The organism is Rheinheimera sp. KL1, from assembly GCF_001275035.1.
Lineage (GTDB): Bacteria > Pseudomonadota > Gammaproteobacteria > Enterobacterales > Alteromonadaceae > Pararheinheimera > Pararheinheimera tangshanensis.
Window position 1 is genome coordinate 38,077 of sequence record NZ_LAMX01000012.1, and the last position, 15,843, is coordinate 53,919.

Genomic DNA, 15,843 nt, shown 5'->3' on the forward strand with positions numbered 1-15,843 from the left:
CGGAGTTTTATGATGTTATTTGAGATACCTGCTCTGGATAAAACGGCGACGGTAGCCATACAGCAACGCATTGATTTAAAAACTAAACCTGCAGGTGCTTTGGGCGTGCTGGAGATGCTGGCGTTACAACTGGCGCTGATACAAAACTCAAAGGCCCACTTATCACTCAATAAGCCTGTACTGCTGATATTTGCTGGCGATCATGGCATCAATGCTCATGGCGTCAGTATAGCGCCCAGCGCAGTCACACAGCAGATGGTGCTGAATTTTCTTGCCGGAGGAGCTGCGGCTAACTGCTTTTGTCGCAGTAACGGCATTGAGTTAGCTGTAGTAGATGCCGGTATCTTATCTGCCCTGCCCGACGCGGCTGGTTTAATTCAGCAATCTTTAGGCTGTGGCACCGCAGATTTCAGTCAGGGTCCGGCCATGACGCTGGCTCAGGTGGAAGCGGGTCTGGCCTTAGGCCGCCATATCGCCCGGCAGCAGATCCTGGCAGGTTGTGATCTATTACTGCTCGGTGAAATGGGCATAGCCAATACCAGCAGCGCAGCAGCCTTACTGGCCGCTGCGACTGATTTGCCTGTTGAAACTTGTGTTGGTCGGGGCACCGGCATCAGCGATGCGCAATTTGCATTAAAACTGAGTTTAATCAAACAGGCGCTGCAGCGGCCTTATGCCAAAGATCCGCTATCCGTACTCGCTGAATTTGGTGGTTTTGAACTGGTCCAGCTCTGTGGCGCTATCTTAGGTGCAGCTTCTTTGCAGAAACCTGTACTGATTGATGGCTTTATTGTTTCAGTCGCAGCTTTGATAGCCTGCCAGCTAGCGCCCAATTGCCGGGATTATTTAATTTTTGCTCATCAGGGAGCTGAGGCCGGTCACAAGGCGGTGTTACAACAGCTCAATGCAACAGCCTTACTGGATTTAGGCTTACGTTTAGGCGAAGGCACAGGTGCCGCTTTGGCTGTACCGCTCGTGCGTGCCGCCATCAGCTTTTACAACGATATGGCCAGTTTTGCTGATGCTGGCGTGACTCAAGTGGTGGAAGCCGGAGTCGCGACGTGATGAGCGCTTTGCTGCAATGGCCCCTCCGGCAATGGCAACTCTTTTGTCTGGCGTTAGCATTTTTCAGCCGTATTCCAGTGCCTGCATCGACCCCTTACAGCCCGGAGCTGTTAAATCAAAGCAGCCGTTATTTAAGTCTGGTGGGGTTGTTATTAGGTGCTCTGCAAGCTTTGGTGCTGCTATTGGCTGCTCAACTGCTGCCTTTTTCCATTGCCGTGCTGCTCAGTTTAATCTCAGGTCTGGTGCTGACCGGTGCTTTTCATGAAGACGGTCTGGCCGATACAGCGGACGGTTTAGGCGGCGGTTTGTCTCTGGATCGTAAACTGGAAATCATGAAAGACAGCAGAGTAGGCACTTATGGTCTGGTCGCGCTGTTCTCTGTGTTTTTAATCAAATGGCAAAGCCTGTTCGCTTTAGACACCCAAGCCGTTTGGGCTCTGGTGCTGGTAGCTGGCTTATCGCGCGCAACCGCAGTCAGCCTGACCTTTGTGTTGCCTTATCAGCAGTTGGACATCGTCAGTAAAAGCAAACCTATAGCGACCTCCTTACAAAAACGAGCCTTGCTGTCGATTTGGCTTTTTGTCCTGCCGTTTTTATATTTTATCCCTCTGTCTTTAACTTTATCTCTGCTTGCAACATTAGCCTTGAGTTTTATCCTGCTGTTTTTTTACTACCGCAGCCAGTTGCAAGGCTATACCGGAGATTTATTAGGCGCAGCGCAGCAAGTTACTGAACTGAGTTTGTACTTGGTATGGCTGATATGGTGGAGACAACAGGGATGAAAAAAACGCTGATTTTAGGAGGAGCCCGCAGCGGTAAATCCAGTATGGCAGAGCGTCTGGCCAAAACATCAGAGCAGGTCACTTATCTGGCAACCGCTACGGCTTTTGACGCCGAAATGAGCCAAAGGATAACACTGCACCAGCAGCAAAGACCCAAAACCTGGCATTTGCTTGAATGTCCTTTATTACTCAGTGACGCTTTACGTCAGCTTTCAGGTTCGGGCCAAACTCTGTTAGTTGATTGCCTGACACTGTGGCTGAATAATCAGCTGTATCATTTTCCACAGCAGGATTTTGCCTTAGTGCGCCAGCAGTTAGCTGAGGCTGTTGCACAGTTTGAAGGACAACTGATTTTAGTCAGCAATGAAGTCGGTATGGGACTGGTGCCACTGGGCGAGCTGAATCGTCTGTTTGTCGACCAGCAAGGCTGGCTGAATCAGCAACTGGCCGCTGTCTGTGATGAAGTTGTATTTGTGGCAGCGGGTTTACCGCTGTATTTAAAACGAGGCACAGATGCAACAGATTGATTTAGTCCGCCATGGTCCTGTGGCCGGTCCCGCCGCTTTGTATGGCTGGACAGATGTCGCGCTGCAACAGTCAGCACCAGCCTGTCTTGACTGGTTAAACAAACAAAATTATCAACAGGTGCTGAGCTCGCCGTTACAGCGCTGTCGCCTTAGTGCCGAAGCTCAGGCACAGCGCCTGCAGCTGCTGCTTGTGGTAGAGCCAGATTTCAAAGAAATGAATTTTGGCCGCTGGGACTCTGTGCCTTTTGATGAACAAAGTCCAGACTGGCCTGCACAACAAGACTTCTGGCAGCAGCCTTTTGCAATCACGCCGCCTGCAGGTGAATCTTTAACTGAGTTTCAGCAACGGGTTTTACAGGCTTTTGAACGACACAGTCAGTATCAAAGTGGACGAGCATTATGGCTGCTGCATGGTGGTGTGATCCGTCTGCTACTGGCCCATTTACTTCATATTGATCTAAGACACAGCCACTGGCTGCAACAGCTATCAATTGGCTATGGCAGTGTCAGTCGGATCAGCCGTTATAACGAACAGAGTCCCTGGCAAGTCCATTGCATTGCCGCGCCAGGTTTTTCATTTGAACAACGAGAACTGCCATGACCGATCTGAAACAACAAAACCATAAAAAACGTCAGCAAAAACTGAAAGAACAAGTCGATAGCCGTATTGCCGCTGCTACGGCCGACAAAGCCTTATTGCTGGTGATCACCGGCAATGGGAAAGGTAAATCCACAGCGGGTTTTGGTACTGTGGCCCGCGCTGTCGGCCATGGTTTAAAAGCTGCTGTGGCGCAGTTTATTAAAGGCAGTTGGGACTGTGGCGAGCGCAATTTATTGCAGCAGCACGGTGTTGAATTTGCCGTGATGAACACAGGGTTTACCTGGGATACCCAGGACAGAGCTGCCGATATTGCTGCCGCTGAGCAGGTTTGGGCCAAAGCCGAACAGTTTTTGCAGGATGACAGTATTCAGCTAGTGCTACTGGATGAGCTGACTTATATGGTGAGTTACCACTACATAGACTTAGAGAGAGTAGTCAAGGCACTAAATAACAGACCCACGACTCAACATGTGGTGATCACAGGCCGTGCTGCGCACCGGACTTTAATTGAGATGGCCGATACTGTTAGCGAAGTGCAGTCAATCAAACATGCTTTTGATGCAGGCATACAAGTACAAAAAGGAGTCGATTGGTAATGTCTGTGCTACGTATTGTGTTGTGCTGCTGTGCTTTATTTACAGTGACGGTACAAGCCAAACCGGCTCAACGTATTGTTGCGCTTTCTCCCCATTTAGTAGAGCAGCTCTATAGCCTTGGTGTAGGCGACATGATTGTTGGCACGACCGATCATGCCGATTACCCAGAAGGCGCAAAAAACATACCTCGTGTTGGCAATTATGCCCAATTGCAGGTCGAGAAAATTCTGGCGTTAAAACCGGATCTGGTCCTGGTCTGGACGGACGGCAACCCGCCGGCTGATGTCGCCAGGTTACGCCAGTTTGGCTTAACTGTGGTGGATTCGAATCCACTGCTGCTGACAGACATTGCCAAAGAACTGCGTTTATTAGGTCAGCTGACAGGCGCTGACGCGGCGGCAGAACAACAAGCTCAGCTAATGGAACAAGGCTTAGCTGAACTACAGAAAAACTACAGCGATAAAACTAAAATCACAGTTTTTTACGAGCTCTGGCAACAACCACTGTCGACTGTGGCACAAAAAGCCTGGCCGCAGCAGCAGTTGGAGCTTTGTGGCGCCCACAATCCCTTTGCTGATGCTATAGGGGATTACCCGCAGGTTAGTTTGGAGCATGTGGTCGCCAGTCAGCCGCAACTGATTATTCAGCCAGTGTCGGAGAATGAACCACGCGCCCTGCTCGACTGGAGCCACTGGCCCGCCATTCCGGCCGTTAAATATCAACAGTTTAGCCAGCCAGATTCAGACCTGGTGCACCGCACCACCAGCAGAATGCTGCATGGGGTGCGGCAACTTTGCGCCGACATCGACAAAGCGCGGCAATTTTTTGCCAAAAAGTCCTAAAGTTATTTAAACCAGCGCCGATAACCTGATTAGTCAGAACTATACTGCAAACGATCCAGCCCCTAAGGGAGTGTATTTATGTCATCTGTGAACGGTGTCGGCGCATCAAATGCTTCAGCCCAGGCTCAAGCGAAAAAAGCAGAAAGCAATGAGAAAACCGAAGAGAAAAAGCTCTCTGGTTACGATGCATCACGCATGAATAAGCAAAAACTCAATGCTGCTATTATGGAAAACCAACTGAAACTGAGCGCAGGTGAAGACGATAACTCGATGAAGTTATTGTATAAAACAGCTCTTGAAGGCATTAACAAAGAACTGGAAGCTGAATTTGGTCCCAATGCCGCAGAGAAAATTAAAAATAGTGGTGTCGATACCTCAGCTCAAGCGACAGCCGATCGTATCGTAGGTTTTGCCACAGCGTTTTATCAGAAATACTCAGAACAAAACCCCGATATGCCGGAAGAAGAGCGGTTGGATAAATTTCTCGCCTTAGTAGGTGGTGGTGTAGATAAAGGGTTTGAAGACGCCCGCGGTGTTCTGGATGGCTTGGGTGTGCTCAATGGCAAAATTGCCGAAGACATCGACAGCACCTATTCCTTGATCCAGGACGGTTTTGCCAAGTTCCGTGAAATGATTTTAAACCCGGATAAAACTACCGAAGATCAAGACATGAGTGAATCTGTTGCGGCCAATACCGGCAGCGAATTACGGTTTTCGGTAAAAGTGTAATTCATTCTCTGTCGTAGCGACTCCTGACGTGCTGGTTTCAGTGAATGTTTGAAACCAGCGGTTTTTACACTGGCCTTAGACCGTTAAGGCCAGTTTTTTTGTTTCAGGCACAAGAAAATTTAATGGCTGCTCAGCCCTGTTTTCATCAATAACGCTGGGCTTTGTTTGCTTCCTTCCTCACTGATCCAAATCTGATTATCCTGATCAATGCAGACTCCTTCGACTTGACCTTTAGTCGGTAACGTCTTGGTTTGTAACAATTGCAGCTGATGATCATAACGGGCTATCTGAGACTGAAAACCCGCATTACTTAAGTAAGCCCAAATTGCTGTTCGCGGATCCGGGTAGCCGACCAACCACCACTGCTGCTGGTTATGATCAAAAATCGCATCCGTCACCAGAAAGCCTGGATTAGCGAAAGGCAGAGCATCACCAAGATATTGCTGTTTCACATCAGGACTGATTTTGTAACGTGCAGGGATTTGGCTCTGCCAGCTTTTACTGATCAGCCACAATGCACCTTGTTGATACACCATGGCCTCGAAGTCCAGATCATGTTGATAAGGCTGACGTTTTTCATCTGGCGGCAACAAGACCTCCAGTCGTTCAGGCCGATAAGGTTGTGATAAACCAGACCAATCCAGAGGTACTTTGTAAATAAATAATCTGTGTTTACGACCCGCATTGTTACCCGTATCGGCCAGATATAAAAATTTACCATCTGAAGTGATAGCTTCCCAATCGCTATTTTTGACGGACAATTGAAGCTGGGCGCGGAGCAAACCGCTGCGATCAAACCGATATAAGACCGGTTTTCCCCCCGAATCATTAAAGCTTATAAAGTCTTGCTCCAGGCAAAGTAAGCCTGAGGTCTCCAATAGCTCTGGCGGCAAAGTGACAATAGAGAGCCCCTGAACTGGCGCGGTCTGACTGATGCTACAGCCACTTAACAGCAACAAAAGCCCCGCCAGTCCGGACAATATGCTGTATCTGATTGGATGGCTCACAACAACTCCCTGAAGTGGCAGAGCCGGCAACAAAGACACGGCATGCATAATGATGCCTGCACTGGCATCTTTTTGGATAACGGCTCAACGCCTCTGTGGTTTCATTCTATGAACGGCAACAATACTGAGCCAGCGCTTTTTGTACATCCAAAATGGAACCGTCTTTATTAAAGGTTTTGGTGAGAGGACTGTCTGCACCGCTGAGCCAGATATGCAAGTCAGATTCTAGGTCAAAGTGACCTTTGGTTTGTGCACTAAACCGCACAATAGAGCGATAAGGCACGGACATAAACTCTCTTTTCGACCCGGTTAAGCCTTGTTTATCAACAAAAATCAAACGCCTGTCGGTAAAAACAATCAAGTCGCGAATCACTTTATAGGCTTGTTGCAGTTTTTCATCTGGTAGTAAAATCTGGCTGAACTCAGTTTCAATATCAGCCAAATCAATTTGTCCTGCATTGCCCAATAAACCGCTAAAAAGTCCCATCTGTATTCCTTGTTCAAGCCTGTGCAACTGAGCTTATCTTTGCCTCAGGCTTAGAGCAAGAACTAAAAACTCAGCACTCTGCCATCCCAGTTTAGCAATAAACCACTGTGCTCAGCCTGAAGCTGCTCAGCCACCTGTGCCAGATGTTGCGCCGTTTGGGCCGGAGTCTGTAACTGCCCTGCAGGCAAATTGCGCTGAAATGGTTCAGACAAAGCAGAATCTGTAGTACCAGGATGCAAAGTGACCACTGCCGCGGTTTTATTACTGCGCTTGAGTTCAATGCTGGCGGTTTTTATCCATTGATTCAATGCAGCTTTCGCACTACGGTAGCTGTACCAACCACCTAATTGATTGTCACTGATACTGCCTACTTTGGCACTTAATTGCAGATAACGAATGCCAGAAGTTTTACTTAAATAAGGCCAAAGCCCTTGTAAATACATCACTGGAATTTCCAGATTCAGTTGCAAAGTTTTACGAAGCAACAGAGCACAGCTTTGACTTAAACTTTTTTCCGGCAAAAGTTTTGGCTCAGTCTGCTGATGTAGCCAGCCGATGCAGTTAAAAATAAGTCCGACCTGATACTGCTGCAGCCTACTTGTCACTGCGCTGAAAAAACTCCGATGCACAGTCCAGTCCGCAGTTTCCGCCAGATCCGGCGCCTGGATCACCAGAAGCTTCGGATCACTGAGATCCGGGCTGTAACGGGACAACCAAATCACATGCAAACCTTGTTGCAGATAATGAGTCGCCAGCGCCTGCCCTATCGCGCTGCTGGCCCCAATGATAAGTACTGCGCTCATCGCATTGCCTCAGTGTGATCAGAGTATTCATGCACAGCTTGCGCTAACTGCAGCCCGGCCAAATAAGCATTCTCAACCCGCCCGCCGTAACTCCAGTCACCAGCGGCCCATAACTGCTGTTCAGGCATAGCCAATATACCAGGAGGAGCCATCTGGTCTTTTTGACTGGCGTAAAGCCAACGATGCGCCACCAGCGTCTTGATATCCCCCTTTACCTGAAGCTCCTGGCGTAAGATTTGACTCGATCTCTCAAACCAAAACTCTGCAGGCTCATCCAGATGCAAAGCGCTGAACTGTGCATTAAAGTGCAGAATGTAACAGCTGCTGCGGCCAGTTTTATGCTGCTGGTGACTAATAAATCGCAGTTGCGGGTGCTGGCAAAAAATAGCATCTCCGTAAGGGATAGACTGAGCTTGCACTGCAACAGCCCAGCAGGGTTCCAGTAAATCTGTGACAGAGTCAAAAATGTTGGCCAAACCGCTTTGCGTCATCAGTTGCTGCGCCTGAACCGGTGGTACAGTGACAAGAACTGCATCAAAACCAGCATAGTGTTGACCATCTTCAGCGTATAAAGTCCAACACTGCTGCTGATAGTCCAGCTTATGAATACGACAGCTGGTGAGCAGTGGTATTCCCTGCAGCAACGCAGAGACCGGACTTTGCATCGATGGGATCCCAATAAAACGCTGTTGTTTATCTTCGGAAGCTGTCAGGGAAATCACCCCTTCATCATCGGATAAAAGTGCCGTTTTGCAGCGCCATAACTCAACCAGCCCCGCCTCAAGCCACTGCTTGACCTGCTGTGTAAACACATCGCTGCGGGCAGTAAAATACTGAGCCCCCATATCCAGGTAGCCTTGTTCTGTTCTTTTACTGCTCATACGGCCACCTGCAGCACGGCCTTTATCGAACACTGTCACCTGATGGCCCTGCCGAACCAGACTTGCCGCCGCCGACGCTCCTGTAAGCCCCGCACCTAACACTGCTATTTTTTTCATGGCTGTATTTCTTTAAACCAAAAACTTTCTTTTGAACTGATATCGAATTTACGCTGTATCATAAGCTTAAGATCAACGATGGAGATAAACCCATGGCTCAGACAGAAATAGCAACCTTTGGAGCTGGCTGCTTCTGGTGTATTGAATCAGCGTTTAATCAGTTACAAGGCATTAAAAAAGCGGTCAGCGGTTATATGGGAGGCCAGACACTGAATCCAGATTACCGTCAGGTTTGCACAGGCACCAGTGGTCATGCAGAAGTGGTGCAAGTCGAGTTTGATCCGGTTCAGGTCAGTTTTGAACAGTTGGTGCAAGTGTTGTTTTTTCTACATGACCCAACTCAGCTCAATCGTCAGGGCAATGATATAGGCACTCAGTATCGCTCTGCTGTATTTTACCATTCAGCGCAACAGAGGGAGCAGGCGCTTGCGTCGATAAAAGCAGCTCAGCCGTTATTCGATTTGCCTATAGTGACGGAAGTGACAGCCGCCAGTACTTTTTATCCGGCTGAAGATTATCACCAGGGGTATTATTTACAGAACACTAACCAGCCTTATTGCCAGTTTTTGATCACACCTAAACTGGCCAAATTTCGTCAGACTTTTGCAAGTCTGCTGAAAGCTTAATGGCTAACTAATCTGCTGCAAATAGCCGATAGCATGGGAGATAAACAGAAGGGTCAGAGCCAAGGCTCTGACCCTGGTGATTAAAAATCAGGAGTCCATTTTAAACGCAGTGACCATTCGGCCCCTGCAGTAGCATAACCAGGCAAGTACAGATAGTCTTTATTGGTCAGATTATCCGCTTTAGCCGAAATCTGTAGCTCAGGACTTAACTCATAGCTGGCCCCAACGCCCCATAAGGTGTAACCACCCAGCTGGGGTGTAGCGAAATCTCCCGTCTGGAAATCACTCTGGTAGTCTGAAGTGACAAAAACACGCCAGTCTTGCCACTGATAAGCACCTTGCCAGTGCACTGTGTGTTTAGAACGTTTGATCAGCGCTGCATCAGTCACTTTATCTTTCGCATCAGTGTAGCTATAAGCCAATTGCTGATGCAGCTGTTGCCCGCTATGACTGACACTGAATTCAGCACCTTTGATTTTAGCTTCACCAACGTTTTGTGGCACCCAGTTACCATCAGCCATCGGCGCCCATTGGATCAGATTATTGACGTTCTGCTGATAAACAGAGCTTTCAATCTGCACATCGCCTGCACTGTACTTTAAACCCAACTCATCTGAAGTTGCAGTCTCAGGTGATAAATCGGCATTGCCACTGAACGGGTAATACAGGTCGTTAAAGCTTGGCGCTTTAAAGGCACTGCTGCGACTGGCCCGAACCAATAACTCGTTAGTCAACTGATAACCCAGGCCCAACTCGTAGGTATTGTAATGACCATACTGGCTTTGTTTATCATGGCGGCCTGTTACATCAGCCAACCAGGCACCTGACTGATAACTCAGACCGGCAAACACTGCTTTATTGATACGGGAATCGACGTCATAACCCAGCTCGCTGTCTGACACGTCTTCCTTATACCAGTTCACTCCAGTTAACGCAGTTAAACCTTGCGTCAATGGTCTGCTGTATTGATAATCCAATTCATGCCGCTTGGTTTCAAACAAAGTGGCCGGACTGTTGTCTCCCCAGTTCAAATCTTCTGTCTGATTCTGAGAAAGGCTCAGCTTCTGACTGGATGTAGCGCGATCCAGTGCCCAACCTAAACGGCTTTGATTGGTCTTAGTCTCAACCTGATCGGCACCTGGCCATGTGGGGTCAAAGTCATACTGGCCACGGCTTCTGAGTACATTGTGATCAGCAGACCATACACCGTAAGCCGTCTTGTATTCACCCGCTACTTTACCATAACGCTGGTCAAAACCATCCTTGTCAGCTTGAGTGCCGGGACGGACATCAAAACCTTCAGAGTCGGACCAGCCCAAATTACTGCGAAGGGTCAAATCACCATAGGTTTGACTAGTGGCTACATCCGCTTCATGGCTGTGGTAACGACCGGTTTTTAACTGTACTGAGGTATGGTCAGATTTACGGGTACTGATAGCAATCACACCAGCTAAAGCATCTGAGCCGTATAAAGCTGCTTTGGGCCCTTTAATCACTTCAATTTGTTCTATTTGTTGCAGAGAAATTTCAGCTAAAGAGGCATAACCTAAAGTGGCAGAACCTGCACGTACACCGTCAATCAGCACTAAGGTATGACCAGCAGCACCACCGCGTAAAAATACGGTATTGGTCTGGCCTTTACCGCCTGAGCGGCTGATTTGTATTCCAGCAACCTGGCGCAATAAAGCGGGCAGATCAGACACCTGAGCCTGTTCGATTTGCTCACGGTCAAGCACTGTGACTGACGATAAAATCTGATGCACGGGCTGAGGTTGGCGAGTGGCGTATACACTGATATGTTCCAGTGGATCGTCCGAGCTATCGTCAGCTTGGGCGGTCAATACAAAAGCAGGCAGGCCAACGACAAGCGTCGCCAGCAAAGATTTTTTAAACATGATGTCTCCCAAAGACGCCCACCGCGTCCTGATTAGTGAATGAACTTCTCAGGCCGGTCTCCGGGCTAACAGCAGGCAAAAATAACCAAAGTGGTTGGAGTTGCAGTCACCAAAGCTGCAGCTTCAAGTACAAAGGATATAAAAGCGACTTTAATCCCTTCCCATCCGTAGACAGTGGTTTGATTAAAGCCAGAGCAAAGCTCTCTGTTATTTTACCGTTGCGGGGGCAGCTCTGGATTTACACCAGATTCCCGTTTCACCCGCAAATATGAAACATATTCTGTGGGCACCTGAAAAACGCGGCGTCAGTGTAGCTGCGACAAGATGAAAGTCAATAGAAATCCAGACGTCTCTATCCTACGGTAAATACAGAGTTCCAGGGATTTAAGCTTGTTACCACGACAGGTTAGCACAAGCTAAATAGTAGTAATTAGCCAGTGTTGAGGTTCGCTCTGTGGATTCTTTCGCTTATAATGGCCCTATAACTTTTAATGGAAAAAAAGAGAACGCTATGCCTTCATTTGATATTGTTTCTGAAATTGATATGAATCAAGCCAAGAACGCGGTTGAAAACGCTAAACGTGAGCTTGAAACCCGTTTCGATTTTCGTGGAGTGGATGCAAAAATTGAGCTGAACAAAGATCACATTGAGCTGACTGCAGAAGCGGATCAGCAAGTTATGCAACTGTTTGATATTTTTGCCACCAAAGCCAGCAAACTTCAGCTGGATGTCAGCAGTTTTAAAATTGAAAAAGAAGATCGTCACGGCAAATACATCACACGCCATATCACGATCAAACAAGGCATCGACAAAGAAATCGCCAAAAAGGTCGTCAAGCTGGTCAAAGACAGTGGCATTAAAGTACAAGTCGCGATTCAGGGCGAAGAGCTGCGTGTGACAGGTAAAAAACGTGACGACTTGCAAGAAGTGATGCAGTTAGTCAGAACCAGTGATCTGGGACAGCCATTCCAATTTAAGAACTTCAGAGACTAAGTTCATCTGCCACTGTTGTTCACCACAACCGCAAGAGAGCTACCGGATCCAAAAGCCATAGCTCTCTTACCCACTGAATACAGGATATCAGAGCAAGACTTTTCACCTCTCTTTGTTTCACGCTGGAGATTGTAATCCTAAAGCTGATACAATCGGGCTAAGTCTTTTAAAGAAGAGTGTCTTGTGAAGCGTCATCTTTACCATGCGATTTGTTTGTTGGTGTTCACCGCAGCTACTTTTGGTTTTCTGACAGAGGTAAAAAGTAGTGGCATTAGCCTGAACCAATACGATAAGCATCTGCATTTTTTAATCTTTTTTTGTCTTACCGCTCTGTTGCAATGGAGTTATAAACCCAAATTGTGGCAAGCCGTCGTTATTATGGCTGCTTATGGTGTCGCTATTGAGTTTCTGCAGAATTACCTGACCAGCTACCGCAGGGCCGAATTACTCGATTGGGTAGCAGATATAACGGGTATGGCTGCCTTTTATTTGTGCTACTTTGCTTTCAGAAAATGGCGCAACCGCACCCAATAACAATGCCTTTGTGGACCGTCGTAGGCCAAGGTGCTATTGGTTTGCTGGCTACGGCCCGTTTGCATCAGGCGGGCTATCCGGTGCAATTGCATCGTCGTTCCAGTGCACCTTTCGATTTTATTTTCCAGTCGGCTGATGATGCGTTCTCGCTGTCTTTTCATACCCCATTAACCCCCTACTCGTTCATCCTTTTACCCGTCAAAGCTTATGCGGTTGTGGATGCGGTACAGCAGCTATTACCTTTATTAGCAGAGAATGCTCAGTTGGTGTTAAGTCATAATGGCATGGGCACTATAGAGCAGGTCTTGCCCTTGCTTAAGCCGAAGCAAGGGCTATGGTTTCTCAGCACCAGCCACGGCGCTTTTAAAGCCAACCAAACAACAGTGATCCACAGTGGCAAGGGACAGTCAGTTCTGGGCGCTCTTAATCAGGCAGCTTTTGCACAGCAACAGTCTGTGGAAGAGGCGATGCAAGCTGCATTGGGCCCGCTGGTCGTCGAGGGCGATATCAAGCCATCACTCTGGCTGAAATTGGCGGTCAATGCAGTGATTAACCCGTTGACGGCATTGCATCAATGCAAAAATGGCGAACTCAGTCGCAGCCACTATACCTCAGCCATAACCCTGTTAATTGAAGAATTTGTGCGGGTTGCAAACGCAGCAGGGCAAGATTTTAGTGTTGAGACAATACAAAACAGAGTGAAGCAGGTGATCGAACAAACCGCAGAGAACTACTCCTCAATGCAACAGGACTTTGTAAAAGGCCGCCGCACTGAGCTTGAATACATTACTGGTTTTTTACTGCGACAGGCAGAGCAGCATCAACTACAACTACCTGCGCATCAAGCTCTATATCAATTGTTACTTCAAAAGTCACCGCGATAAACGCCAACATTCTGATGGCCTTGCTCCGTCAAGAGCAAAGCTTGCAGGCGACTCATCACGCCACGCTCACAGTACAGATAATACTGCTGCCCTTGATCAAGCTGACTAAACTGACCAGCCAACTTGTAAAACGGTAGTAGCTGCACCTGATGGCTGACGCCTGTTAAAGGTTTGATATCCACTTCATCCGGAGCACGGATATCCAGAATAATAGCATCCTCTACCATCGCACTTTCATCCAGTACAGTGCTGATTTGCTGCTCGGCCTGAAATTCCACAGTACGAATATCCAGCACATTAGCATCCAGAGCCAGCTTTTCCAGCGCAGCTAAATCCAGTTGCTGCTCAGCCTGTAAAACTTTGGCTAATTCGGCGTTGATGGTAGGTTTGTTTGAAATAACACCACAGTATTCAGGCATAGTTTTAGCCATATCTTCAGCGCCAATTTTTCGGGCCAAATCGATGATTTCTTGTTTATCCTGATAAATCAGCGGCCTTAACACCAAAGTATCAGTGGCTTTATCAATCACACTTAAATTGGCGATGGTCTGACTCGCCACCTGACCGACACTTTCACCTGTGACTATCGCCTGCACACCAATACGTTCCGCCACTATAGCCGCAGCGCGCATCATCTGGCGCTTGAGCACAACGCCCATCAGGCCGTTATCAACTTTTTCCAGAATTTCTGTGACCACAGGGGCAAAATCTACACTGATAAATTTGACCTTGTGCGACAAACTGAATTTTTGCCATAAGTAAAACGCCATTTGACGCACACCTGTTTCGTGCGCAGCACCACCTAAATTAAAAAACAGATAGTGAGTACGCAGCCCCTTGCGGATCATCAAATAACTGGCCACCGCAGAATCAAAACCACCAGAAATTAACGACAATACATCGGTTTGACTTGGCAGTGGGAAACCACCCATGCCATCAAACACCTGACTGACGATGATCAACTGGTCGCGTTTAATTTCAACGCGCACCACTTCATCGGGATTTTTCAGTTGTACACGGGCGGAAGGGATATGTTGGTTGAGACCACCGCCTATATAACGCTCGGCTTCAAGAGAGCTGAATTCATGATCGCCCGTGCGTTTGACCCGCACACAAAAACTTTTGCCTTCAAGCCTTTGGCTAAACACAGCTTTGACTTGTTCAAAAATATCGTGCAGTGAACTGTAGGTGCCGGACTGCATTTCCATAAACTGTACTATGCCGGGAATACAACCTAAATGATCAATCATCTGCTGACGTAATTTAGGGCTGCTGGATTCAACCTGCACCAGCAAATGGTCATAGTTGTTTTTGATGGCAACGGATGGGTCTAACCGCAACAAAATCGTTTTCAGATTCTGCTCTAACAGCATGGTCTGACGTTTCCGGACCGATTTACTTTTAATCGAAATTTCCGGGTGCAGTTTGACTAAAAATTCCATCAGGTAAAGCTCGCTGAAAAAATAAAGGCGCGAATTATAGCGCGCCTTGCCACAACAGTTTAGCTTTAATTGCTGCTGTTGTTACTGTTTGGGTGTGCCCTGCGCTGCAGGTTCCAGGCTGATAGGCTCAGACTCTTTTGGTTTGCCTTGCATAATAGAAATCTCAACCCGACGGTTACGTCTTCTGTTGCTTTCGGTATCGTTCGGCACCAATGGACGGGTTTCTGCATGACCTACCACCACCAGACGATTTTTATCAAAACCCGGCGCTTTTATCATTTCTGAGGCGACAGACACTGCGCGCTGAGCAGATAAATCCCAGTTATTGCTATGTAGCTCGTCAGACACCTGATCATTATCGGTGTGGCCTGAGACAGTGATCTCTCCTGGAACCTCTTTGAGTAAAGCTCCTATATTTTGGATAATAGGCTTAAATTTGGGCTGTAAAAATGAAGAACCGGAAGGGAAAGAGCCATTTTCACGAATGCGGATAATGATTTGTTGACCCAGAGATTCCAGTTCGATAGCGCCATCGATAATTTGCTTCTCTAATTGCTCAGCAATTTTTTTCAAAAGCTCATTGGTTTGTTCCTGCAACTCAGCTGAGGCAGCGACTGTATCCATAGGCTCTTCTTCGGTACTGGTTGACTGGCCACCGGTTTTATCTTCCCGTTGCTCCTGACGCCCGCCAGCTTCATCCTCTTTGCCTGCCTGAAAGTTCAACATTTGTTGCGTCATTTCCACGGTCTGCTGTTGGATAGTATCGATAGGCGTTGGATCTGGACGGCCAGGGCGAAACTCCATAGCAATCACGCTGGTGCCTTTGGGAATATCTTTCACTTCAATTTTATTTTGCACACCAAAAGCATACTGCATCGAACCTGCAATTTGCTTAAATTTCAGCACATCCATTTCCGAAAATGACAGCAACAGCACAAAAAAGCACATCAACAGCGACATCAAATCAGCAAAGGTTCCCATATAAGCGGGTAAACCTGGTGGTGGGCACTTTTTACACTCAGCCATACCTG

General features: G+C 47.7%; 18 protein-coding genes and 1 riboswitch. Of the genes, 11 read left to right on the plus strand and 7 right to left on the minus strand.

Annotation, left to right across the window (positions count from 1 at the left end; genetic code table 11):
• Positions 1 to 9 precede the first annotated feature (9 nt).
• The 7 genes from cobT (at position 10) to WH43_RS05230 (ending at position 5,142) form a co-directional block, all read left to right on the plus strand.
• Positions 10 to 1,065, plus strand: coding sequence for a nicotinate-nucleotide--dimethylbenzimidazole phosphoribosyltransferase (cobT, locus tag WH43_RS05200; protein ID WP_286049485.1), 1,056 nt, complete (start codon positions 10 to 12; stop codon positions 1,063 to 1,065).
• Positions 1,065 to 1,847 (plus strand): adenosylcobinamide-GDP ribazoletransferase, encoded by a 783-nt coding sequence (locus WH43_RS05205; protein WP_053423591.1) that lies wholly within the window; start codon positions 1,065 to 1,067, stop codon positions 1,845 to 1,847. The genes cobT and WH43_RS05205 overlap by 1 nt, the downstream gene beginning before the upstream one ends.
• Positions 1,844 to 2,374, plus strand: a complete 531-nt coding sequence (gene cobU, locus WH43_RS05210; protein ID WP_053423592.1) for a bifunctional adenosylcobinamide kinase/adenosylcobinamide-phosphate guanylyltransferase — start codon at positions 1,844 to 1,846, stop codon at positions 2,372 to 2,374. Before WH43_RS05205 ends, cobU begins: the two co-directional genes overlap by 4 nt.
• Positions 2,361 to 2,975: a histidine phosphatase family protein gene (locus WH43_RS05215; RefSeq protein WP_053423593.1), complete on the plus strand. Its 615-nt coding sequence runs from the start codon at positions 2,361 to 2,363 to the stop codon at positions 2,973 to 2,975. The genes cobU and WH43_RS05215 overlap by 14 nt, the downstream gene beginning before the upstream one ends.
• On the plus strand, positions 2,972 to 3,571 hold the full coding sequence (cobO, locus tag WH43_RS05220) for a cob(I)yrinic acid a,c-diamide adenosyltransferase (protein WP_053423594.1): 600 nt from the start codon (positions 2,972 to 2,974) through the stop codon (positions 3,569 to 3,571). Before WH43_RS05215 ends, cobO begins: the two co-directional genes overlap by 4 nt.
• A complete protein-coding gene (locus WH43_RS05225; RefSeq protein ID WP_053423595.1) occupies positions 3,571 to 4,413 on the plus strand; it encodes a cobalamin-binding protein in 843 nt (280 codons plus the stop codon). The genes cobO and WH43_RS05225 overlap by 1 nt, the downstream gene beginning before the upstream one ends.
• A gap of 78 nt (positions 4,414 to 4,491) precedes the next feature.
• Positions 4,492 to 5,142, plus strand: coding sequence for a DUF5610 domain-containing protein (locus WH43_RS05230; protein ID WP_053423596.1), 651 nt, complete (start codon positions 4,492 to 4,494; stop codon positions 5,140 to 5,142).
• A 119-nt stretch (positions 5,143 to 5,261) separates the two neighbouring features.
• Here the strand turns inward: WH43_RS05230 and WH43_RS05235 are convergent, their stop codons facing one another.
• From WH43_RS05235 to WH43_RS05250, 4 genes are all read right to left on the minus strand, one after another.
• The gene (locus WH43_RS05235) at positions 5,262 to 6,149 is read right to left on the minus strand and encodes a hypothetical protein (RefSeq protein WP_152342790.1); all 888 of its coding nucleotides are present in this window, start codon (positions 6,147 to 6,149) and stop codon (positions 5,262 to 5,264) included.
• A 106-nt stretch (positions 6,150 to 6,255) separates the two neighbouring features.
• A complete protein-coding gene (locus WH43_RS05240; RefSeq protein ID WP_053423598.1) occupies positions 6,256 to 6,636 on the minus strand; it encodes a PH domain-containing protein in 381 nt (126 codons plus the stop codon).
• 62 nt (positions 6,637 to 6,698) lie between these two features.
• On the minus strand, positions 6,699 to 7,439 hold the full coding sequence (locus WH43_RS05245) for an SDR family NAD(P)-dependent oxidoreductase (RefSeq protein WP_053423599.1): 741 nt from the start codon (positions 7,437 to 7,439) through the stop codon (positions 6,699 to 6,701).
• A complete protein-coding gene (locus tag WH43_RS05250) occupies positions 7,436 to 8,437 on the minus strand; it encodes an NAD(P)/FAD-dependent oxidoreductase (protein WP_053423600.1) in 1,002 nt (333 codons plus the stop codon). The genes WH43_RS05245 and WH43_RS05250 overlap by 4 nt, the downstream gene beginning before the upstream one ends.
• 92 nt (positions 8,438 to 8,529) lie before the next feature.
• Here WH43_RS05250 and msrA point away from each other — a divergent pair, with 92 nt between their 5' ends.
• Entirely contained in the window at positions 8,530 to 9,063 is a 534-nt protein-coding gene (gene msrA / locus WH43_RS05255; RefSeq protein ID WP_053423601.1) for a peptide-methionine (S)-S-oxide reductase MsrA, read from the plus strand.
• 80 nt (positions 9,064 to 9,143) lie between these two features.
• On the opposite strand, the gene WH43_RS05260 is transcribed toward msrA, so the two are convergent.
• A complete protein-coding gene (locus WH43_RS05260; protein WP_053423602.1) occupies positions 9,144 to 10,958 on the minus strand; it encodes a TonB-dependent receptor domain-containing protein in 1,815 nt (604 codons plus the stop codon).
• Positions 10,959 to 10,992: 34 nt separating this feature from the next.
• Positions 10,993 to 11,267, minus strand: a riboswitch (cobalamin riboswitch).
• A 202-nt stretch (positions 11,268 to 11,469) separates the two neighbouring features.
• Here WH43_RS05260 and WH43_RS05265 point away from each other — a divergent pair.
• The 3 genes from WH43_RS05265 (at position 11,470) to WH43_RS05275 (ending at position 13,370) form a co-directional block, all read left to right on the plus strand.
• The gene (locus WH43_RS05265; RefSeq protein WP_053423603.1) at positions 11,470 to 11,952 is read left to right on the plus strand and encodes a YajQ family cyclic di-GMP-binding protein; all 483 of its coding nucleotides are present in this window, start codon (positions 11,470 to 11,472) and stop codon (positions 11,950 to 11,952) included.
• Positions 11,953 to 12,135: 183 nt separating this feature from the next.
• Positions 12,136 to 12,486 (plus strand): VanZ family protein, encoded by a 351-nt coding sequence (locus WH43_RS05270; protein ID WP_053423604.1) that lies wholly within the window; start codon positions 12,136 to 12,138, stop codon positions 12,484 to 12,486.
• Positions 12,487 to 12,488: 2 nt separating this feature from the next.
• On the plus strand, positions 12,489 to 13,370 hold the full coding sequence (locus tag WH43_RS05275; protein WP_053423605.1) for a ketopantoate reductase family protein: 882 nt from the start codon (positions 12,489 to 12,491) through the stop codon (positions 13,368 to 13,370).
• Here the strand turns inward: WH43_RS05275 and thiI are convergent.
• Complete coding sequence (gene thiI / locus WH43_RS05280; RefSeq protein WP_286049487.1) at positions 13,352 to 14,812, minus strand: tRNA uracil 4-sulfurtransferase ThiI; 1,461 nt, start codon at positions 14,810 to 14,812, stop codon at positions 13,352 to 13,354. The two genes, WH43_RS05275 and thiI, sit on opposite strands and share 19 nt — an antisense overlap.
• 81 nt (positions 14,813 to 14,893) lie before the next feature.
• Positions 14,894 to 15,838 (minus strand): flagellar motor protein MotB, encoded by a 945-nt coding sequence (locus WH43_RS05285; RefSeq protein WP_053423607.1) that lies wholly within the window; start codon positions 15,836 to 15,838, stop codon positions 14,894 to 14,896.
• Positions 15,839 to 15,843 lie beyond the last annotated feature (5 nt).